At 38.5% G+C, this 22,615-nt stretch carries 21 protein-coding genes and 1 tRNA gene; 17 read left to right on the top strand and 5 right to left on the bottom strand.

Features of this window, described 5'->3' with window-relative positions:
• Positions 1-149 precede the first annotated feature (149 nt).
• From ABI125_04130 to ABI125_04110, 5 genes are all read left to right on the top strand, one after another.
• On the top strand, positions 150-749 hold the full coding sequence (locus ABI125_04130; GenBank protein ID XCF07052.1) for a ribonuclease HII: 600 nt from the start codon (positions 150-152) through the stop codon (positions 747-749).
• A gap of 114 nt (positions 750-863) precedes the next feature.
• On the top strand, positions 864-3,296 hold the full coding sequence (locus tag ABI125_04125) for a ribonuclease HII (GenBank protein ID XCF07051.1): 2,433 nt from the start codon (positions 864-866) through the stop codon (positions 3,294-3,296).
• A 293-nt stretch (positions 3,297-3,589) separates the two neighbouring features.
• A complete protein-coding gene (locus ABI125_04120) occupies positions 3,590-4,642 on the top strand; it encodes a nucleoid-associated protein (GenBank protein XCF07050.1) in 1,053 nt (350 codons plus the stop codon).
• A 236-nt stretch (positions 4,643-4,878) separates the two neighbouring features.
• Positions 4,879-6,753 carry a PAS domain S-box protein gene (locus ABI125_04115; GenBank protein ID XCF07049.1) on the top strand — a complete coding sequence of 625 codons (1,875 nt, stop codon included), beginning with the start codon at positions 4,879-4,881 and terminating at the stop codon, positions 6,751-6,753.
• Positions 6,740-7,135 (top strand): response regulator, encoded by a 396-nt coding sequence (locus ABI125_04110; GenBank protein XCF07048.1) that lies wholly within the window; start codon positions 6,740-6,742, stop codon positions 7,133-7,135. The genes ABI125_04115 and ABI125_04110 overlap by 14 nt, the downstream gene beginning before the upstream one ends.
• A gap of 80 nt (positions 7,136-7,215) precedes the next feature.
• On the opposite strand, the gene rpsT is transcribed toward ABI125_04110, so the two are convergent.
• The 3 genes from rpsT to proS all read right to left on the bottom strand — a co-directional run bounded on the left by rpsT (position 7,216) and on the right by proS (position 9,224).
• Positions 7,216-7,467: a 30S ribosomal protein S20 gene (rpsT, locus tag ABI125_04105; GenBank protein ID XCF07047.1), complete on the bottom strand. Its 252-nt coding sequence runs from the start codon at positions 7,465-7,467 to the stop codon at positions 7,216-7,218.
• Positions 7,468-7,492: 25 nt separating this feature from the next.
• A tRNA-Glu gene (locus ABI125_04100) sits at positions 7,493-7,564 on the bottom strand.
• Positions 7,565-7,745: 181 nt separating this feature from the next.
• The gene (gene proS, locus ABI125_04095) at positions 7,746-9,224 is read right to left on the bottom strand and encodes a proline--tRNA ligase (GenBank protein XCF07046.1); all 1,479 of its coding nucleotides are present in this window, start codon (positions 9,222-9,224) and stop codon (positions 7,746-7,748) included.
• Between the two features lie 99 nt (positions 9,225-9,323).
• Between proS and ABI125_04090 the strand changes: the two genes are divergently transcribed.
• The 9 genes from ABI125_04090 to ABI125_04050 all read left to right on the top strand — a co-directional run bounded on the left by ABI125_04090 (position 9,324) and on the right by ABI125_04050 (position 17,517).
• A complete protein-coding gene (locus ABI125_04090) occupies positions 9,324-10,472 on the top strand; it encodes a hypothetical protein (protein XCF07045.1) in 1,149 nt (382 codons plus the stop codon).
• 33 nt (positions 10,473-10,505) lie between these two features.
• Complete coding sequence (locus ABI125_04085) at positions 10,506-12,065, top strand: outer membrane protein transport protein (GenBank protein ID XCF07044.1); 1,560 nt, start codon at positions 10,506-10,508, stop codon at positions 12,063-12,065.
• Between the two features lie 219 nt (positions 12,066-12,284).
• Entirely contained in the window at positions 12,285-12,761 is a 477-nt protein-coding gene (locus tag ABI125_04080; protein ID XCF07043.1) for an Hsp20/alpha crystallin family protein, read from the top strand.
• A gap of 176 nt (positions 12,762-12,937) precedes the next feature.
• The gene (locus ABI125_04075; GenBank protein ID XCF07042.1) at positions 12,938-13,669 is read left to right on the top strand and encodes an energy transducer TonB; all 732 of its coding nucleotides are present in this window, start codon (positions 12,938-12,940) and stop codon (positions 13,667-13,669) included.
• Positions 13,670-13,864: 195 nt separating this feature from the next.
• A complete protein-coding gene (locus ABI125_04070; GenBank protein ID XCF07041.1) occupies positions 13,865-14,488 on the top strand; it encodes a hypothetical protein in 624 nt (207 codons plus the stop codon).
• A 21-nt stretch (positions 14,489-14,509) separates the two neighbouring features.
• Positions 14,510-15,853 (top strand): histidine kinase, encoded by a 1,344-nt coding sequence (locus tag ABI125_04065; protein XCF07040.1) that lies wholly within the window; start codon positions 14,510-14,512, stop codon positions 15,851-15,853.
• A 200-nt stretch (positions 15,854-16,053) separates the two neighbouring features.
• On the top strand, positions 16,054-16,404 hold the full coding sequence (locus tag ABI125_04060; GenBank protein XCF07039.1) for a 2TM domain-containing protein: 351 nt from the start codon (positions 16,054-16,056) through the stop codon (positions 16,402-16,404).
• A gap of 2 nt (positions 16,405-16,406) precedes the next feature.
• A complete protein-coding gene (locus ABI125_04055; protein XCF07038.1) occupies positions 16,407-16,709 on the top strand; it encodes a 2TM domain-containing protein in 303 nt (100 codons plus the stop codon).
• A gap of 52 nt (positions 16,710-16,761) precedes the next feature.
• A complete protein-coding gene (locus ABI125_04050; protein XCF07037.1) occupies positions 16,762-17,517 on the top strand; it encodes a LytTR family DNA-binding domain-containing protein in 756 nt (251 codons plus the stop codon).
• 42 nt (positions 17,518-17,559) lie between these two features.
• Here ABI125_04050 and lpxD read toward each other — a convergent pair whose 3' ends face one another.
• Positions 17,560-18,552, bottom strand: a complete 993-nt coding sequence (gene lpxD, locus ABI125_04045; GenBank protein ID XCF07036.1) for a UDP-3-O-(3-hydroxymyristoyl)glucosamine N-acyltransferase — start codon at positions 18,550-18,552, stop codon at positions 17,560-17,562.
• A 64-nt stretch (positions 18,553-18,616) separates the two neighbouring features.
• Complete coding sequence (locus tag ABI125_04040) at positions 18,617-19,789, bottom strand: LETM1-related biofilm-associated protein (protein ID XCF07035.1); 1,173 nt, start codon at positions 19,787-19,789, stop codon at positions 18,617-18,619.
• 156 nt (positions 19,790-19,945) lie between these two features.
• On the opposite strand from ABI125_04040, the gene ABI125_04035 reads away from it, so the two are divergent.
• The 3 genes from ABI125_04035 (at position 19,946) to ABI125_04025 (ending at position 22,569) form a co-directional block, all read left to right on the top strand.
• Positions 19,946-20,596, top strand: coding sequence for a DUF4331 family protein (locus ABI125_04035; protein ID XCF07034.1), 651 nt, complete (start codon positions 19,946-19,948; stop codon positions 20,594-20,596).
• A gap of 29 nt (positions 20,597-20,625) precedes the next feature.
• Positions 20,626-21,189 carry a DUF4331 family protein gene (locus tag ABI125_04030; protein ID XCF07033.1) on the top strand — a complete coding sequence of 188 codons (564 nt, stop codon included), beginning with the start codon at positions 20,626-20,628 and terminating at the stop codon, positions 21,187-21,189.
• An 87-nt stretch (positions 21,190-21,276) separates the two neighbouring features.
• Positions 21,277-22,569, top strand: coding sequence for a tetratricopeptide repeat protein (locus ABI125_04025; protein ID XCF07032.1), 1,293 nt, complete (start codon positions 21,277-21,279; stop codon positions 22,567-22,569).
• Positions 22,570-22,615 lie beyond the last annotated feature (46 nt).

Raw genomic sequence — 22,615 nt, 5'->3', positions numbered from 1 at the left:
TAAAGCCAATTTCTTAATATTATCTTAATAAAACAAAAGTTTAACAAAAAAATATTCAGCATTATTACAGAATGCCTTCATTTTATTCAAAAGCAATTAGCATTTGGAGCTTTATAACATTGATGTTACTTTTACCAAAACATTATTCTATGCTGTTAAACCACCACTCAAAATTCACTTTAGAATGCGGCACCGATGAAGCCGGTCGTGGTTGTTTGGCCGGCCCCGTTACTGCAGCAGCCATTATTCTGCCAAAAGATTTTGAAAATGTGGTGCTTAACGATTCCAAACAACTCAGCGAAAAAAACAGGTTCAACTTAAAGCCCATTATCGAGCAAGAAGCCTTATGTTTTGGCGTGGCACACATTTTTCAGGAGGAAATAGACAATATTAATATATTGAACGCATCAATTTTGGCCATGCACCAATCTATTGAAAAACTGAATCCGCAGCCCGAATTTATTATTGTTGATGGCAATAAATTTAAACCTTATAACGATATCCCTTTTGAAACCATTATAAAAGGAGACGGAAAATATATTAGTATTGCCGCCGCATCCGTTTTGGCAAAAACTTACCGCGATGCCTATATGGATATGATTCACGAAGAATTCCCGATGTACAATTGGAAGAAAAACAAGGGCTACCCTACCAAACAGCACCGCGAGGCCATTAAAAAGTATGGCATAACAAAATACCACCGCAAATCGTTTAAACTATTGCCCGATCAATTAAAGTTAGAACTTTAGTTGAAACCGATATTTTTAATGCGTTAAAAAAATATTAGGTTTGCATGACCTTGACGCCTTTTAAGAATAGTTCATTAAAACCACCTCAAATAACGAGTAAAAATTAATGCATCCATGAGAATAATTTGCTTGTCCTTTCTACTTTTTACGGTATTCGCTTGCAGCAATCCAGCAAAAAAAAGAACCGAACTTATTGACTTTGTTCCCGAAAACACCTCGGTAATTTTAAGAACTTCCAATTTAGAAAGCTTAAAGAGCAGCATAAAAAACAGTCATTTTTTACAGCAACTGGATAAAACGGACAGTTATTTAAAACTTCAAAAAAAACTGGAACACCTGCCACATTTCAATCCTACGGGCGATGTTTTGCTTTGTTTTTCTTCCGACAATAATGATTCATTACAATACACCTTAATAACAAAATTCAACCAAAACCTTTTTAAAACCGATTCATTAAAAAATTATATTGAAGAAACCTTAACCATAAAAAACAGACAGATCACCAAATCTACAATTAACCAAAACACTTTTTACAGTGCGGTTATCGACAGCGTGTTTTTTGCATCATCGGCACAGCAGATTACAACCGACGTTTTCAATGTAAAAACCAACAATGGTGAACTCAAAAAAGTTTTCAGCACTACGGGCAACGACAAAACTCTATCGGTTATTTTAAAAGCAAACTCCAAAACTCCGATTCATTCATTTTTCATTGAAGATTCGCTTTCATTTGAAAAATTTACCGAGTATTTGGCCGCCGATGTGGAATTGGAACAAAACGAAATATACTTTAACGGTATTACCAAAGCTACCGATAGCACCAAAAGTTTAATAAATGTTTTTAAAAATACGGTACCTCAAGAAAACCAAATGCAACACATCACTCCAGGCAATGCTGATGGTTTTTCAAGCATTACCTTTAATAATTTTAAAACTTTTGAAAAGAATTTAAACCAACTCAATAAAAAGGATTCGTTGACAAATGCTACCCTTTTCAACAATATTTCTGAAATTGGCGTGATTTACGAAGGGCAAAACTGGGCTGTGGTTTTAAATTCCAGCGACGTTATTGCCACCCAAGACGCCCTTTTAGCTGAACAAAATAAACTGGACACCTATCGGGAAGTCGATATTTTCAGCTTTAGCCAACCTACCGTGTTCGCCGATGTGTTTTCTCCATTTATTTCGAACGCCGATGCCAATATGTATTGTATTTTGGATTATTTTTTCGTGTTTGCCAACAATCTGGAAACGCTCCAAAACATTATTGCCAGTTATCAAAACGAAACTACTTTAAGCCAACGGGAATATTTTAATGCCATAACCGAAAAATTGAGTTCGGCGGCTTCTTATTTACAAGTAGGTGATGCTTCTGCGCTAAAGTCTATTTTTCGGAAAAATTTGAAAGAGGACAGTGATTTCAATTTAAACAGCGACAATATTTCGGCAGTTCAGTTTATTTTCGACAAACATTTCGCTCACGTTAATGGTATCATTAGCAAAAACAAAGCCCGTGCGGCAGAGCATTCGGTTTCCGAAGAATTGAATATTAAATTGGACAACGATATTCTAAACCGTCCGCAATTTGTAAAAAACCATATTTCGGGGCAAAAGGAAATTGTGGTTCAGGATGTAAACAATAATCTGTATTTAATTTCCAACACCGGAAAAATCCTTTGGAAAAAACAACTTCAAGGTTCAGTATTAGGCAACATCGAGCAAATTGACATTTACAAAAACGGCCGACTGCAACTCATTTTTGCAACGCCCAACCGCGTGTATGTTTTAGACAGAAACGGAAAAGAAGTGGGTCCGTTTCCGTTAAAATTCAACGATAAGATTACCCAACCGCTTTCGGTTTTTGATTACGACAAACGAAAAAACTACAGGCTTTTGGTAACCCAAGGCAAAAATGTGTTGATGTACAATGTTAAAGGGAACATTGTAAAAGGTTTTACGTTTAAATCTGCCAACGGCACTATTATTTCGCAACCGCAACATTTTAGAATTGGCAGCAAAGATCACATTACCTTAAAAACGAAAGACAAACTTTATATTTTAGACCGCACCGGAAAAACGCGCGTGTCTCCAAAAAACCAGGCGAATTACTCCAACCAGCCTCTATTTTTATACAACAATAAGTTTACCACCACTACTGAAAACGGGAAATTATTTTCGGTGGACACCAAAGGCAACGCATCGAGTACCGACCTAAAACTTTCAGGAAACCACTTTTTGCAAACCACCAGCAAAACACTGGTAACGCAAAGCGACAACAAGTTATCCATTAAAAGTAGAACTACCGAACTGGATTTTGGTAACTATTCCCCACCGAGCATCTTTTACATTTACGATAAAATTTATGTATCTACCACCGATTTGCAATCGCACAAGGTATATCTTTTCGATAGCCAGTCGGAGTCCATCCCTAACTTCCCTGTTTATGGAAACTCGGCCATTGAACTAGACAATATTGATAAAGACCGAAATTTGGAATTTGTCACAAAAGGCGAAAGCAATTCCGTTTTACTTTATCAAATTAATTAAAGCGTTTAAACGAAATCATAAATTTTAGCTATTGTAATTTGTCGGTAAAAAACTAATTTCTATATTTAACACCGCTATTAATCAAAACATTACTCAAAAAAACATTGAAAAAATGCGCAGTAGGCGTTATGCTTTTAATGGTTCTCTCATTTCACGACATAAACCTTCATAAAATTTAACGATAACCAAATCGAAAGTCCTCGAATCTTGAATGCCAAAGCTATGTGCTTTGGCATTCTTTTTTAGGATTTTTTCTTTTGAAATAGTACTATTGCACTACTAATTTAAAGCAGATGATTTCAAGAAAAAACGCCTCTATTTCAAAATTTATAATTCATAAAGTTGGAAACAAATTCAACGACACAAAAAATGCCTTCTCAGAAAAACTTGTTGATTTTGATGAAGCCAGCTACGATTTAATGCTTCCGTTTTTGCTTCGGCCATTTGGCAGTGTGGTGCAAAGCTACCGCTTTAACCACCATGCCAATATCGCACTAAACGAAATTAACAGCTACGCCGCACAAATGTTTGATGAAGACAACACCGATTTTATCGAGGTTTCGAAACATATCGTGATGCACCTTTACGAGCAATCCAACTCAGCCAACATAAAAACCGGCGACGTTTTGGTGGTGATGTTTGAAGGCATCGAGTTTAACGACATCACAACAAATGCTATTGGTATTTTTAAAATTGAAAATAAAGTCAACTTTTTTCAAACCTATTTAGAAAACAACAGTTACGATGTATTGGTTCAAAAAGGAATAAGCTCTAAAAAAGTGGACAAAGGCTGTCTCATTTTGAACCAAAACGACACCGAGGGCCCTATTGTTTTTAGTGTGGACAACAATAGCTACGATACCCAATATTGGATCAACCATTTTTTGAACATCAAATATGCCGACGATGCCAACAACCACACCCAGCAGTACATTGAATTGTGCAAGGATTTTTCAACCGAAATCATCAAAACCACATACGGCGCCCAAGAGAAAAACACCTTTTTAACCAAAACCATCGATTTCTTTAAAGAAAACGAAGTAGTAAACATTGAACGCTTTAAAGACGAAATTTTTGAGGAGGACAAACACAAACAAGAATTCGACAACTTTAAAAAGGAATTTGAGGGCGAACAGAATTTGGTAATCAGAAATCAGTTTGATGTAGCTGAAGCTGTTGTTAACAAAGAAAAGCGTAAAATTAAAACCGACATAAAACTCGATACACACATACAAATAAAACTGGATATTGACGCACCGGATGCTTCAACCGAATACTTGGAGCGTGGCTACGACGAAGAAAAGAAAATGCACTACTACAAAGTGTTTTTTAACGCAGAAGATTAGTACAATGTAAACAAATTTGTATTTTAGAGCGAAATTATAGCTTGCAGTACCAATAAAACTGCGAAAAATTAGAATGAACACATATAGTTTCCAAATATTATACACGCATAACATATTCAACAAAAAATATATATTTGCAACTAAACACGACATTTTGTTTAGCCTTCTCTCACTAACACATTATTTCGGCCCCTATCTTAGTAAAAACATTAATAGCAACCCTTCCTAACCTAAAAATGAACTATCTTCAAAAAGAGCTTTATGAGCTAATAAAAACCGACAATGCCATTTTCGAATTCATCCAGAACAGTTCCCTTGACGGGTTGTGGTATTGGGATTTGGAAAAACCCGAAAATGAATGGATGAACGAAAGGTTTTGGGAAGTACTAGGCTACAATCCCAAGGACATGCCTCACAAGGCTTCTGCTTGGCAAGACATTATCAATAAAGACGACCTCGCCTTAGCTGCCAATAATGTAAAAAAACACCTAGAAGACCCCAACCACCCCTATGACCAAACGGTAAGATACACCCATAAGAATGGACAAACCATTTGGATACGATGCAAAGGTTTGGCCATTAGAAATGCTGAGGGCGTCCCCACCAGAATGCTAGGGTCACATCAAGATGTTACCCAGCTTAAACAAAGTGAGAACGTACTTAAGCATTGTAACGAAGAAGCTAATATTGGTTTCTGGGACATGAATGTAAGTACCCAAACCATTATCTGGAGTGATGTAACCAAAAAGATACATGGCGTAGACCCAGACTACCAACCAAATCTTGAAACAGGAATTAATTTTTATAAAAAAGGGCATAGTCAAGACAGAATAACCGATTTGGTTTTTAATGCCTTAAATAAGGGAGAAGGGTTTAACGAAGAACTACAAATTGTAACGCAACAAGGAAAAACGAAATGGGTTAAAGTACTCGGTATTCCTGAAAAAAATCATCAAGATACAATTAATAGGGTTTATGGGACCATGCAAGACATAGACGCCCTTAAAACATATCAACTAAAACTCGAAGAAAGCGAACAGGCATTCAGAGGGAATTTTGAAAATGCCGCCATAGGTATGGCACTGCTCGACAAAGAAGGCAAATGGCTAAAAGTTAACCAAACTTTATGTGATATGGTTGGCTATACAGCAGAAGAGTTTTACGAACTCACTTTTCAAGACATCACACATCCTGAAGATTTAGATTCAGATTTATCTTTATTGAACGAAGTTATTGAAGGCAAGCGAGACCATTACCGGATGGACAAACGCTACTTCCATAAAAAAGGCCAGCTTGTTTTTATCCACCTTGCCGTTTCGGTTGTTAGGGACGAAAAAAATGATGTACTATATTTTATATCGCAAATAATTGATATCAGCCAGCAAAAAAAACAGGAACAAAAGCTAAAGCGAATTATCGATCTCACCCAAGACCAAAACGAACGACTAAAAAACTTTGCACATATTGTATCGCATAATTTGCGCTCGCATTCTGGAGGCCTATCGGCACTTTTGTCTATTTTAAAAGAGGACGAGCCTGATTATTTTGAAAACGAAATTGTAAAACTCTTAGAATCATCATCAGACAACTTAAATGAAACCATCGAGCACTTATCTGAGGTTGTAAAGATCAACCTTTCTTCAAAAGAAAATTTCTCTTTACTCCCAATAAAACCGATTGTAGACAAACAAATTACCTCAATATTACCACTGGCAGAAAAAAACAAGGTAAACATCATCAACAATATAAATCAAGACACCAAAGTTTTGGCCATTCAAGCATATCTTGAAAGTATTGCGCTTAACTTTATTACCAATGCCATAAAGTACCGGTCTAAAGACCGTGACAGCTATTTAGAAATAAACTCACTAAAGAATGGGAAATACACCATTATTGAATTTATAGATAACGGTGTTGGCATCAACCTCGACTTGCACAGTAAAAAGCTATTTGGAATGTACAAAACATTTCATAAAAACAAAGATGCCCGAGGCATTGGGCTATTCATCACCAAAAACCAGATTGAAACTTTAGGCGGAAAAGTTGAAGTAAGCAGCGAAATAAACAAAGGAACCACTTTTAAAGTATTTTTAAGAAATGAAAAAGATTAACCTAGCTTGTATTATTGACGACGACTCCACACACGTTTACATTACTAAGCGTTTCCTTGATTTAACTGGTGTAGTTGAATCTGTACTAATATGTCACAACGGAAAAGATGCTTTCGATAAATTAAAAGCCATTATTGTAAACGGCGAAAGTCTTCCCGAACTCATTTTACTGGATTTAAATATGCCTGTTTGGGATGGCTGGCAATTTTTGGATGCCTTTAAAACTATCCCAACAACACAAAAAATTACTATCTACATCTTAACCAGTTCTAACAGCGAAGAAGATATTGAAAGGGCAAAAAAATACAACATGGACGGCAATTATATTGTAAAGCCTATTTCTTTGAAAGAACTAAAGAATATTGTTCTAGACTTAGCTTAAGTAAAGAAATCAAAAAAAGATAGAAATAAAAAAAGCTTCCCGTTTCCGAGAAGCTTTTTATTCTTTTTAAACCTTAATTATTAAAGGGCAGCAACGTGTTTTGCTAAACCAGATTTAAGGTTGGCAGCTTTGTTAGCATGAATAATGTTTTTCTTTGCTAGTTTATCTAACATAGAAACCACAGAAGGAAACAATGCTTCAGCTTCTTTCTTATCAGTCAACTCACGTAATTTCTTAATCGCATTACGAGTCGTTTTGTGCTGATACTTGTTCACCACACGTCTTGCTTCGTTTCTTCTAATTCTCTTTAATGCTGACTTATGATTTGCCATTTTGCTTTTTTATTATAAAATATTGTAGCCCGTAGGGGAATCGAACCCCTCTTACCAGGATGAAAACCTGGCGTCCTAGCCGATAGACGAACGGGCCATTTTGTTTTGAGTGCGCAAATTTAAAACTTTTAATTTAACCTGCAACACTTTTTTTAAACTTTTTTAATGAACAACAATGTTTCCATTGCGGATGCAAAAATACAACTATTTTTAAATGCTGCAAGACCTATTTCAAATTTTTCGAAAAAAATTTTCACTAGGTTTTTCAACCCGCTGTATCAGTATGCTTTAGCGAACAACACCCTACGTTTTGAAGGCTTTCCTGAATACACACAAACACCGTCTTCTTCTTTCACATCCAAAGGAATACATCTAATGGTGGCCTTGGTAAGCTCCTTTATTTTGTCTTCCGTTTCGTTAGTGCCATCCCAATGCGCCGAAATAAACCCTGTTTTGTTTTCCAAAACGGTTTTAAACTCCTCAAACGTATCTACCTCTGTAATATGTTCGTCCCTATACTTTAACGCCTTACTGAACAAGGTTTCCTGTATTTCAGCAAGCAAACTTTCTACTTTGTCATTTATATTATCCAACGCAATCACTTCTTTGCTTAAGGTATCTCGTCTAGCCAATTCTACTGTGCCATTCTCCAAATCCTTTGGCCCAATGGCGATTCGCAAAGGCACGCCTTGCAATTCGTGCTGTGCAAACTTCGCCCCAGGCCTATGAGTGGTTCGGTTGTCGAATTTAACCGTGATATGTTTGGCTCTTAAATCGCTAATGATGCTATTAGCTACCTCGGTAATGGCGTTTAAGTCTTCTTCACTCTTATATATAGGAACAATAACCACTTGGTTGGGCGCTAAACTTGGCGGAAGCACCAAACCGTTATCGTCGCTATGCGTCATGATTAAGGCGCCCATTAAGCGGGTAGAAACACCCCACGAGGTTGCCCAAACGTAATCTTGCTTGCCTTCTTTATTGGCAAACTTCACATCGAAAGCTTTTGCAAAATTCTGCCCCAAGAAATGCGATGTACCCGCCTGTAACGCTTTACCATCTTGCATTAAGGCTTCAATACAATAAGTTTCATCTGCTCCCGCAAAACGCTCGCTTTCTGTTTTTAAACCTTGCACCACGGGAATAGCCATAAACTTTTCAACGAAAGTGGCATAGACGTTGTTCATTTGTTCCGCTTCAGCCAAAGCTTCCTGCTTAGTTTCGTGCGCCGTATGCCCTTCCTGCCATAAAAATTCGGCGGTACGTAAAAATAAACGTGTACGCATTTCCCAGCGCACCACATTAGCCCACTGATTCACTAAAATAGGTAGATCTCTATACGATTGGATCCAGTTTCTATAGGTATTCCAAATAATGGCTTCACTGGTTGGCCTCACCACCAATTCTTCTTCCAACCTAGCCTCTGGGTCTACGCGCAACTTACCGGGTTTATCTGGATCGTTCTGTAATCGGTAGTGAGTTACTACCGCACATTCCTTGGCAAAACCTTCAGCATTTTTTTCTTCGGCTTCAAATAAACTTTTCGGAACAAACAACGGGAAATAAGCATTTTGATGACCAGTTTCCTTAAACATTCTATCCAATTCCGCCTGCATTTTTTCCCAAATCGCATAGCCGTATGGCTTAATAACCATACAACCTCTAACGGCAGAGTTCTCGGCCAAGTCGGCTTTTACAACCAATTCGTTATACCATTTGGAATAATCTTCTGCTCTACTGGTAAGTTTTTTGCTCATATTTTAGTTTTGGCACAAATGTTGTGACTTTGTTAAATAAAAAAATAGTTCAGCAAAACTAACTATTTTTGTTATGTTCAACAATAAAATTAAACAGATATGCAACTTAACCACTACATAAAAAGAAAAATGCCAATCTGGGGACTTTTCGGGCTTCTATTTGGCTTAGTGTCATGTGGTTCGTACCAATATGTTGGCGGGAACGACGATGGCATTTATGGAGAAACCGAAAGGTACGCGGTTTACGAAGATGCAGTTGTTGAAGTACCTAACCAAAACAATAGTAATTATTACAAAAACTACTTTAAAACCAAGGCTATTGAGGCCGACAGCTATAACTCTGAAGATGCCATTTTCACCGATATTGATGCTTACGAGAGCAACAATTTTGAAAACGATACCATTGCCAACAACTATGAAGGTTATGCCGGATGGGGGCAGGATAGCAACAATGTAACCATTAATTATATTGATAACGGCTGGAACAACTGGGGCTGGAATGCCGGTTTTGGCTGGGGTTGGAACAACTGGAGATACAACCGCTGGGGTAACTATTGGGGTTGGAACAATTGGGGATGGAATAACTGGGGTTACTATGATCCGTTTTATGGCGGTGGTTTTTACGGAGGATGGGCCTACAATCCATGGTACGGTGGTTACTACGGCTACCCTTACCGTTACGGAAGGTATTATGGTTATAATGATGGTTTCTATGGCAACCGATATTACAACAGAAGAAGCCCAGCATACAGCGCTACCAGAAGAGGCAGCTACGCTACAGATTATTCAAACCGCTCTGCGAATACCAGCAGAAGAAGCAGCGTAAGCTCCTTAAACCGTGGCACATCGTCTAAATACAACACCGCGAGAAGAAGCAGCGTTAATCGGAGTTCTTCATCAACAACTGTAAATAGAAGGACTTATAACAGCAATGGAACAAGCACCAACACTGGGGTTACCCGAAGAAGCACGGTTACCAGAACGCCTTCAACAAATTCAAGTTCGAGAAACTCGTCATATTCCACAAGAAGAAGTTCTAGTACTGTTTACAGACAGCCTACGCGTAGTAGCTCTAGCTCTGGAAACACATACAGAACACCTTCAAATTCAAGAAACTCTACCTACACACCTAGCCGTAGCTCGAATTCAAATTCCAGTGGAAACTACTCTAGATCGTCAAGTAGCAGCAGAAGCAGTAGCTCTGGAACAAGATCATCAAGCGGTGGTGGCGGAGGACGAAGACGCTAATTCCAACCCAAATTTTAAAGAAACAAAACGCACATGAAAAAGTTAAAGTTACTATGCATAGGTATGCTATCTATGTCTACAGTTTACGCCCAAGATATAAGCGACGCACTAAGATATTCGCAGGATAACATTCAAGGAACCGCCCGTTTTAGAGCCTTAAGTGGTGCCTTTGGTGCCCTTGGTGGCGATATGAGTGCCGTAAGCCTTAACCCTGCAAGTTCGGCTGTATTTACAAGAAGCCATGCCGCTTTTACCGGATCGAATATGGATGTTGAAAACAGCACCAATTATTTTGGAAATTCAGTAATAACAGACCACTCTAGTTTTGATATTAACCAAGGTGGTGCCGCGTTTGTGTTTGCTACGCGAAACAATTCACCGTGGCGAAAAGTATCTATAGCTGTAGCCTACGAACGCACGGGCAATCATGACGACCACTGGAATGCCAGAGGTTTGAACACTAATGACGAGGTTTTTGTAAATGGAAATGACGAAATACTTTCACCTGCAAATTCAATTGCAGGTTACTTTTTCCTTAATGCCGATGGCTTAAGACTGGATGAAATTTCAGCTTTCGATGGTGAGTCACTTAGCGATGCTTATTTAGATATAGGTTCGGCTTACGGTTTTGGCCACCAGCAAGCTTTCTTAGGCTTTGAATCGTTTATTTTAGAACCCGAGGATATAGACAATGACGCCAACACTACATATTTTGCCAATGTAGCACCAGGCAATTTCAGTCACGATTATTCCTATATAGCCACAGGTTACAACGGAAAAATCACGTTTAACGTAGCAACACAATATAAAGACAACCTATATTTAGGACTGAACTTAAATTCACATTTCATCGATTACCAAAAATCGACTTTATTGTTTGAAAACAACACCAATGCTGGTTCAGTACTAAATAGTGTAGAATTTGAAAACAACCTATCAACCACAGGTAGCGGCTTTTCATTTCAATTGGGAGGTATCATGAAACTGAGCCAAGAATTCAGATTGGGGGTTACTTACGATTCCCCAACATGGTACACCATAGAAGAAGAAACCACACAATACATCGCCACCGTTCGTGACGACAACGGATCTAACGCCACACAAGTAATCAACCCAGATGTGGTAAATGTTTACCCCAGATACAAACTACAAACACCAGGAAAAATAACAGGTAGTTTGGCTTATGTGTTTGGACAAAAAGGATTGATCAGTTTTGATTATTCCAGAAAAGATTACGGCAAAACTGAGTTTAAGCCCGAAGGCGATTATGTAGATTTAAACGAAGGTATTGCCAATGTACTAACCGATGCCTCAACCTACCGTTTGGGTGGCGAGTACAAACACAAACAATTTAGTTTTAGAGGCGGTTATCGTTTTGAAGAAAGTCCGTATGCCGATGGCGTTACCGTTGGCGACTTAAGCGGTTACTCTTTAGGATTGGGCTATAATTTCGGAAACACGAAATTGGACTTAACTTACGACCGTTCCGAACGCACCAATGTGACACCTTTATACAACATTGGACTAATTGACACGGCAACTATAGACCGAGTAAATTCCAACATTACAATATCATTAAGTTTTAATATTTAACCTACAGTTATTAATCCAAAAAAAGGCTTGAACTCCCCCGTTCAGGCCTTTTTTGTTTTATGCAATTACCCGAAATTTTGGCACTACCCCATAGGCTAAATCGTGAAAAAATGTCACTTTTAAGTCTTAAAAAACACTTTAAAGTACGCTTTTTAAAATCGGCACTTATTTTGCCTTTATAAAACTGAAAAACAAATGTTTAACTTAAATTTTTTAATTATGAGCAATTTAGCAACATTACCGAAAAATGGAGGTTTAGCAAACAAAAAATCGTTATCAAGTTTTCCATCGTTATCGAATTGGTTTGATGACTTTTCAATGGGCGAATTTCCATCATTGTTTTCGTCAAATTTCAACACAGGCATTTCTGTTCCAAAAGTAAATATTAAAGAAGAGGCAGATGCCTTTATCGTAGAAATGGCAGTTCCCGGACTGAAAAAATCCGATTTCAATATCCATTTAGAAAATAACACGCTGTCCATTTCCGCAGAGCTGAAAGAAAACAACGAGCAAAAAGACGAAGGTTACACCCGGCGAGAGTTTGGATATTCTTCATTCAAAAGAATTTTTACGCTGCCTGAAACCGTTGAAGACTCAAAAATCAACGCCAGTTACAACGAAGGCATCTTGAATATTCACCTTCCAAAAAAAGAAGAAGCCAAACAAAAGCCAGCGAGAAGCATCAAAGTTTCTTAAGCTAAAACACTTCAGAAAAAACAATTTAACAAGCCTGCTTAAATGCGGGCTTTTTTTGTGGGATTAAAATCTAGCTACCGTGGTTACAACATGACATTTATCATAGTTAAAACTTCATCCATTGGGTAATTTTATAACACCAAAAAAGATAAATACCAACATAAATTTATGAGATCATGGAAGCTAAAAAGAACCCACAGCTCGAAATAGGAAGAAATAGCAGCATCTATTTTGCAATTGGTTTAAATTTAATGTTACTTCTTTCATGGCAGGCACTAGAATACCGCACCTACGAAAAGAGCGAAACCGAAATCGACATTGTTCAAATTGAAGCCGAAGCGGAAGAAGAAATTCCAATAGTTCCTATAAACACCCCACCTCCGCCACCACCACCTCCTGCCGTTGTGCAAACCAACATAGAAATTGTTGATGATGTTGAGGAAATTGAAGAAACTGTAATTGAAAGCACAGAAACCAACCAAGAAGATGCCATTGTCGAAAGAATTGTTGATGTTAGCGACATACACGTTGAAGATTATGTTGAAGACGTTCAAGTAGCCTTTGCCGTAATAGAGCAAGTACCCGTTTTTCCAGGCTGCGAAGGACTAACAAAACTAGAAACCAAAGCATGCTTTGAAAGAAAGGTGCAAGAACACGTAGTGAAGAATTTCAAATATCCACGAACTGCACTGGACTTGGGCATTCAAGGAAGGGTTTCTGTAGTATTCATTATCGACAACAACGGTATTACCACCAATGTTCGTTCTCGTGGACCGGATAGAATTTTAGAAACAGAAGCCGAACGCATTATAGGTTCATTACCAAAAATGAAGCCGGGCATGCAGCGAGGCAAACCAGTAAAAGTATCGTACGCTGTACCTATTTTCTTCAAACTACAAGGCACATAAACACCTTAAAAACCTCGAAACAATTTTCGAGGTTTTTTATTTCGCTTCGTTTTCTACCATAGTGCTACAAGGCACCACAACAGTTCATCCCCCAAAAACTACAATTCGGAACATCACTTTTTTAACAACGGGTATTCTCGAAGATATTTGTGCCATAATCTAATCTGAATTCGAATTCAGAAAAAACAAAAACAAATGAAACAACTATTATTTATTGCAGCACTTATGGTTTCGACGTTATCCTTTTCGCAAACCAACTACGAAAAAGGCATGGACAAAGCCTTCGACCTTTGGAAAAACAACCAACCTATTGAAGCGGCCAATTTATTTGAACGTATTGCCGCCGCCGAGCCCGATAATTGGTTGCCACCGTACTACGCCGCTCAGATTAATATTCTGTACAGTTTTGGCGAAAAGGATGAAAAAAAATTGACAGCTCAGTTAAAAAAAGGTCAGGATTTAATTAACGATGCCACGGCCATTTCAAAAGAAAACCCAGAAATTTTGGTTTTACAAGCCTTGCTTCATACCGCTTGGGTTGCTTATGATGGTGCCACATACGGTATGACACTGTCGGGGAAGGTCGTGGAGCTTTATGAAAAAGCCGAAACCATCAACCCGAAAAACCCCAGAGTGGTGTATTGCAAAGCCGAATGGAACATTGGTGGGGCACGATATTTTGGTCAAGATACCGCACCATTTTGCAAAGACTTAGAAAGGGCATTAGAACTTTTTACTAACTTTAAACCAGAAACAGCTTTCCACCCCAATTGGGGCAAAGACCGCGTTGAAATGCTATTGGAATCCTGTAAAAATTAATTTCACAACTATCCGTTTAACATGACAAAATCAATCAAAAATATCATCATTACCTTTTTAATTGGTTGCGCCATTTTTGTAGTTGGCAATTTGTTATCTGGCGGATTTGATTTTGAAAGTATTGGCAAGCTTGTTACCAACTTTGTGTTTTACCAAATTTACACCTTTGTTTTAGGATATTCCAACATGTTTTTTTTCGACTATTTAGAAAAGCGCCATTGGAAAAAAACCGACACCTTAAAGCGTATTAGTGTTGGTATTATAGGAGCCACGATTATTACATTGATAGGATTGTTCTTATTAAGAGCAGCCACAGCCTTACTCATGAATGGCGTAACGTTCAGTGATTTTTTAATGAACGAAAAATTCCGTTACTACCAATTCGGGCTTTGGATTACCTTAACCATTGTAGCCATTTTTCATGTTATCTATTTTTATAACAAGTACCAGCAAAACAAGATAAAGGAACAAAAGGTTATTGCCGGTACGGCCAGTGCCAAATTCGATGCACTGAAAAATCAGTTGGATCCGCATTTTTTATTCAATAGCTTAAACGTGCTCACCAGTTTAATTGAAGAAAACCCAGACAAAGCCCAGAAGTTCACCACATCGCTTTCAAAAGTATATCGCTACGTGTTGGAGCAAAAAAACAAGGAATTGGTAAGCGTGGATGAAGAATTGCAATTCGCCAAGACGTATATGACATTAATAAAAATGCGTTTTGAAGACAGTATTGTATTTACCATGCCCGAACGCGCCACAAACCCCGAAAGTAAAGTGGTACCGCTATCGCTACAACTACTTCTGGAAAATGCCGTAAAGCACAACATGGTCACCCCAAACAAACCGTTGCACATTACCATACTTGAAGACCGTGGCTATTTGGTGGTAGAAAATAATCTACAGCCCAAACAAATTGTAAAAAAGAGTAGCGGCGTTGGGCTTAGCAACATCAAGCAACGCTACGATTTATTAACCAACAAAAAAGTAAACATCAATCAAGAAGCAAAACGTTTTGCCGTGGCATTACCAATGCTTACCAAACAAATATCAATCATGAAACAAACAGAATTACCATCAAGATTAGACGACCGCTACGTACGCGCTCGTAAACACGTTGAAGAATTAAAAGGCTTTTATTACAGCCTTATCTCCTATTGTGTTGTTATTCCCTTCCTCATTTTTGTGAACTACAAAACCTTTTGGGGCTTCCAATGGTTTTGGTTCCCTATGTTTGGTTGGGGGCTTGGACTGGCCATACAAGCCTACCGCGTTTTTGTAAATAATAGCGTTTTAGGCAACAGTTGGGAGCAACGCAAAATAGAACAGTTTATGCGCGAGGAAGAGAAAAACCGTTGGAAATAATTTATTAAAACATGAATCTATCTAAAAAGTAAAAAAACAAACGCCATTGATGCAGAAGACACAGCCTGCACTGAGCGCAGTCCAAGTGAAGCAATCTCACAATTTGAAACTTCATTTTTAAAGATTCCTTCACGTAGTTCGGAATGACAACTTTTTAAATTACCTCTCTACACCCATTTAATGTATTAAATATAAGGCACATGAAAAATCACGATTTAGAACCCTATAACAACCAAGCTTCCCGAGAGGAACAATATTCCAGAGAGGAAGCTTACCTCAGAGCCAAAGAAAAGGTAAAAAAATTACTAGGCTTTTATTGGCATGTTGCCAGTTACGTCATCGTCAACCTATTTATAATTATCGTCATCGTTTCAAACGGCGGAACCCTTTTTAGCTTCGGCACCTTTGCCACGGCTATTTTTTGGGGCATTGGCTTACTGTTTCACTTTTTAAGCGTTTTTGGCCCCGATTTCCTATTCGGAAAAAACTGGGAAGAACGCAAAACAAAAGAATTCATGGAAAAAGAGCAAAACAAACGTAAATTCGAATAACAATGAGTGCCGAAAAAGACTATTTAAAAGCTAAAAAGAAGGTCTATTACCTAAAAATATTTTACATTCATTTGGTGGGGTACTTTATCGTGGTGGCACTTTTGCTCTATAATCTGTATATCATGGAAGGGCCGCATGTCGATTTCTTCTTTTGGTTCGATATTATCATTCTTGTCGGTTGGACGGTTTTTATCTTCATCCATGGTTGGCACGTATTTAAAGGCCGAATTGTTTTCAAAAAAGAATGGGAAACCCGGAAAATGAAAGAGTACCTTAACAAAGAAAACACCAAACGATGGGAATAATCTTTTCTAACAGTCACATTGAAATTTTATACAAACCAATAAAACCTGCCAAATGAACATTATTATCATAGAGGACGAAAAACCATCGGCAAGAAGGCTGCAACGCATGCTTCAAAATTTAGGACTCAATGCCGAAACCATGTTACATTCCGTTAAAGAATCCATCGATTGGTTTCAAAACCATACGCACCCCGATTTAATTTTCCTCGATATTCAACTCAGCGATGGGCTATCCTTCGAAATTTTTGAAACTCTCGAAATAAAATCGGCGGTTATTTTCACCACAGCCTACGACGAATATGCCCTACAAGCCTTTAAACTTAATAGTATCGATTACCTGTTAAAACCTATTGATGACGAAGATTTGGCTACCGCAGTAAACAAATACAAAGAGCGCACCCACCACAACCAAGCCGTAACTTTAGATTTTAACGATATAAAAAAACTGCTCGTTAACCCCATAGACCGCGAATACAAAAAACGCTTTTCGGTAAAAGTGGGTCAGCATTTAAAACTGATAAATATCGACGACATTGAATGCTTTTACAGTGAAAACAAAGGGACATACCTGCACACCACCGAGGGACGGAATTACCTTTTGGATACCACTTTAGAGCATTTGGAAAACGAACTGGAACCCCAAACTTTTTTCCGAATCAACAGAAAATTCTTTGTAAACATCAATGCCATAAAAGATATGGTAAGCTACACCAACTCACGTTTACAAATAAAACTGAATTCGTTTAATGAACAGGAGGTTATTGTTGCCCGTGAACGCGTTAAGGATTTTAAGGGGTGGTTGGAGTAATATTATTCAAATAATTAATTAAAAAATATTACTCTACTCACTTTACGTCTTCGTCAATCGGCGCATAGCCACCCACTGCTTTAGCATGTCGCGCGAATCTTGCGCTGGGTAACCCAATACGGTTTTTCCGGCTTCCACATCGCCAACAACTCCCGAGCCTGCACCAACTGTAGCTCCCGAATGAATCGTAGTATGGTCTTTTATCGAGGCGGCACCACCAATAATAACACCATCGCCCAAAGTTACCGAACCGGCCAGTCCACTGTGCCCCGCCATGATACACGAGCGCCCCATAACGCTGTTGTGGCCTATTTGCACCAAATTATCAATTTTACTGCCATCGCCAATGATGGTTGAGCTAAACTTAGCGCGATCCACACAAGAATTGGCCCCAATTTCAACATAGTGCCCAATAATTACATTTCCAATTTGCGGGATTTTCACCAAACCACGACCATCGTCGCTAGGACGGTAGCCGAAACCATCGGCCCCAATACTCACATTCGTGTGGAAAATACAGTGACTACCAATGATGCAACGCTCGCGAATCACGGTTCCTGACCACGCTACGGTATTATCGCCAATTATGGTTTCATCAAAAACACAAACATTGGGATACAACACCACGCCATTGCCAAGCACAACATCTTTACCCACGTAGCAGTTGGCTCCAATTTTACAGCCTTCACCTATTTTTGCCGTGTCGTGGATTACCGCCGTGGGGTGGATATCACTTTCAAACACAGGTGCCGGCGGATTGAAAAGCTCCAACACTTGGGCCATGGCCAAATCGGCATTTTTTACTTTTATGATGGCTCGGTTTTCACCAGGTTCTAACGACAAATTATCGTTAACCAGCACGGCACTGGCTTCCGATTCATCCCAATATTTTAGGTATTTGGTACTGCCAATAAACGTGATGTGATGCGGTTTTGCTTTTCGAAGTTGCTCAGGACCTTCAATCTTTTGGGTGGTATTTCCGACTAATTCCCCCTTCAACAGGTTATTAATTTCTTCAACAGTGTATGATACCATTATAGTTGTCTTTAAGTTAGTAGTTGTGTAAATCTACTAGAAAAAAGACAAATATCAACCGTTTTTATTCTTCAATTCTGTTTTCGTCGAAAGCCGAAGGCAATAATTTAGGAATAAATTTAACTACCAAAGGCAGCAGGATGGCACCTCCGGGCAATAAAAAAATAGCTAAACTGGGTATGGATTTAAAAATATCCAGAAGCTGTTCCTGTACTTTTTTTTGTTCGGCCGGAGTTAAATCCCGAACGGTAGATTGGGTTAGCAGCACCATCAACTCTTTGCTATCCTTTAATTCCCTATACAAACGCTTGCTGTTTCTTCTAATGAGTTTGTACACCATTTTACTGGAATTATCGTAAAAACTCTTCACCATATTTTTAGAACTTAAAAGCGCAATATTGTCTTTATGTTCAGTATAAAAATGGTTGACCGTTTTTATGGATTGGTGTATTCGGGAAAGGCTCAAATCTAAATCGCGCCCCAATTTTTCCAAAAACTGTTCTTCCTTTACATCAATCATTTGGTCGCTCCAAGTGGCCATGCACGAAATATCCAAAACATAATATTTCTCCAATGGCGACTTTAAATGTCTCACCGCTTTTTTATAAGTGAAGTTTTTGTTATCGCTGTAGCGCAATGACGATTCGAACAACCTCATCAAACTTTCGTCGTACTGATTTTTTAAGGCTTTTGAATTTAAAACATCCAATGAAATGGCGACTATCGAAGCTTCCAAATTTTTAATATAATCAATACTGATGCTTTCATTTTTCAAATATTCCATATACGCCAAAACATCAACGTACAACAAGGCATTTATAATAAAATAATTGAAGTTTTTTGTGAGCACATTAGCATCTATCTGAATACGTTTATGGATGATATCCTCCAATTGCTCATTCGATTTTTTCCCGCCTAAAAGCCCTTTAAAAAACGAGGTTTTTATTTCATTAATGGCCGTGTAAAACGTAATAACACTCTCTACAAAGGGTACACTGGTTTTAGATTGGGCGTGGGCGTACAAAAACGCTAAACAGAAATTGGTTTTGCACAGTTCCTCTTCCGAAAAATCTTTTTTTGGAAAAACCTGCGCCACCACACTAAAATTGCTGCCATAAATAAACCCGCAAGAGCGCAAAGCATCGTAAAAGCTTTCTTCATCGTACACCAAAAAACGGTTGTTCTTTTCAACCTCCCTAACCAACTTTTTTATCCAACCTGCCGAAGATGGGTTCATAACTATCCACTAAATATTTAAGGTGTAAAAATAGTGTTTTTAACGCTTTATAACCACAACTTTTGCTTTAACAAAATTTTAACAAAACCGCTATTTCCTTTTTTGCGTAGGTATGGGTGAGAGTCAAAAACATATTAACAACAAAATCTCAAAATCATGAAAAAATTAACAATTGTATTTGGAATTGGAATCTTAGCCATAGCTAGTTTCTTTATTATCGCGGCCGATCATATCGATGCTCCAGCCGTTCAAGGTGGTAATAGTGATATTACCGATTTTTACGCCTTTCAAGGTGAAAACACAGACAACATTGTATTTGCAGCCAACCTGCAAGGCTTACTTAGCCCCAGTGCAACGGGCAGTGCCACATTTAACGAAAACGTGTTGGTTGAATTTAATATTGATACTACCAACGACAATGTAGAGGACTTAGTCATTCAAGCCATTCCAAAAGATGGTAAAATGTACTTTTTCGGTCCCGTAGCACCATCGCAAACCGGATTGAACAGTACCATTCAAACCAACGCTACTGTTGGTGGCGTGGTAGATATTACCGCATATGGCGAAAATGCCAAAATAGCTTCGTATGGAGGCATGAGCTTTTTTGCCGGGCCTCGTGATGATCCCTTCTTTATGGATTTTGCACAATACTCAGAAATTATTGCTGGTAATGCCACCAGCTTTAACAATCCTGGTGCCGACACCTTTGCTGGTACTAATGTGATGTCTATCGTCGTAGAAGTGCCCAAAAGTATGATTGGCGGCTCTGGCACCATCAATACTTGGGTAGAATCAAAAAGAAAATAAAATAACGCAACCGTATAAATTTTAGAATTATGAAAACTATAAAAAATATAAAACTATTTACAGTGGCATGTGCCGTTTCCTTAATGGCTTTCAACTGTTCCAACGATGATGACAACACCATGCAACCCACCGGACCAGATTTCTCTGGAACCTACACCCAAGAAGACCAAATGGGTAGGCCTGCCGTAAACACTGTTTTTGTGGCCAGTGCAGATAAAGATATGTTTAACGTAACCGTACCATCGGCTCAGAATGCAGCATTTCAGAGTAAATTTGAAGCCAACCTAATAGCCTTGAGCCCAGCTTATGACAATGCTGGTGACGAAAACGCTTTAGGTTTAGATGCTGCTACGTTTACCGGTCTTTTGGCTACCGATGTATTAAACGTATCGCTGGACGGCACCACTACCTTTTACGATGGCACCAACGTTTTAACAGGTAGAGCCTTGGCAGACGATGTCATTACCGTAGAATTACTGCTCATTTTTGGCGGTGAAGATTTTAGCGAAAACCCTGGATTGTCTAACGACAATGTAGATGCCAACGACAAAGCCTTTTTGAGCTCCTTCCCTTACCTAGCTTCGCCTTGGTAAAACATGAACACCTACACAACCCTAAAACTTGGCTATGCCTTGTTTTAGGGTTACTACCAAACAAAAACTATAAAAAAAGAACACAACATGAAACCATTTAAACATATAGCCATTTTGCTTTTGCTAATTATTACGGTAAGCTGTGGCAAAAAAGAAAAACAAATTACCCAAAGGAAAGATTATAATATCTATTTAGAAAACACAGAGAACGAGAGGCTGGATTTGGTAAAATCTGATTTAATTTTTTGGGAAGAAAAGCTAGAAAAAGAACCCAATCAGTTCCCCTACTTTGCCAAAGCCGCTGCCTCTCAATCTCAAATTTTTCAGCACACCGGACAGATTGAAACACTTATCGATGCCGAAAACTACTTGATTGAAGCCAATAATTTTACCCATTACAGCCATGCTGGGTATCTGAGATCTTTAGCCAGAAACTACATTTCGCAACACCGTTTTAAGGATGCTTTGGCACTTTTGGAAAAAGCAGAAACCAATGGCGAAAATTTAAAAGGCACTCAAAAAATGCTGTTCGACGTCCACATGGAATTAGGAAACTTTGAAATAGCCAAAACCTATTTGGAAAAAACGAGAAAAGAAGGCGATTTCGATTATTTAATCCGCTTGTCAAAATGGTCTGACCATCGCGGAAATTTAGATGCTGCCATAAAATATATGGAGCAGGCCAAAACCATTGCTGAAGCTTCAAATATACCTTCAACCAAACAGTGGGTTTACACCAACTTGGCCGATTATTACGGTCACGCCGGAAAGATAAGCGATTCCTATCAACATTATTTAAAAGCTTTGGAGCTCGACCCCACTGATGCTTATGCAAAAAAAGGCCTTGCTTGGATTGTCTATTCACACGAAAATAATGCCGATGAGGCCATGCGTATTTTAAATGCCATTTCGAAAACATACAATGCTCCGGATTACCATTTACTAAAAGCAGAAATTGCCGATTTTATGGGTAATCAAAACTTAAAAGAAGAAGAATTGGACCGTTATTTCGATGCTGTGAAAAATCCGCTTTATGGCGATATGTACAACAAGCACAACACCCTTTTATACGCCGAAAACGCTACCCAAACTACAGAAGCTTTAAAAATAGCAATTGAGGAAATTCAAAACCGACCTACCCCACAATCGTACGATTTGTTGGCGTGGACACATTACAACCATGGCGACACAAAAGAAGCTTTAAAAGTTATGGAAGAACATGTGGTTGGTAAAACTTCTGAACCCGATGTATTGTTTCATTTGGCCAAAATCTACAAAGCCAACAACAACCTGGAAAATGTAAAAAAACTAAAAAAAGAATTACTGGAAAGCAGCTTTGAACTCGGCCCCTTAACGACCAAGGAAGTTAAAGCACTATAACATGGTTTGTTTGGTTAAAAAACCCGTTTGAAGTGTTTGATTTTGG

This window comes from Tamlana crocina, assembly GCA_040429635.1.
Taxonomy (GTDB): domain Bacteria; phylum Bacteroidota; class Bacteroidia; order Flavobacteriales; family Flavobacteriaceae; genus Flavisericum; species Flavisericum crocinum.
The sequence above is the reverse complement of the archived record's forward strand: the minus strand, read 5'-3'. Positions and strand labels throughout refer to the sequence as shown.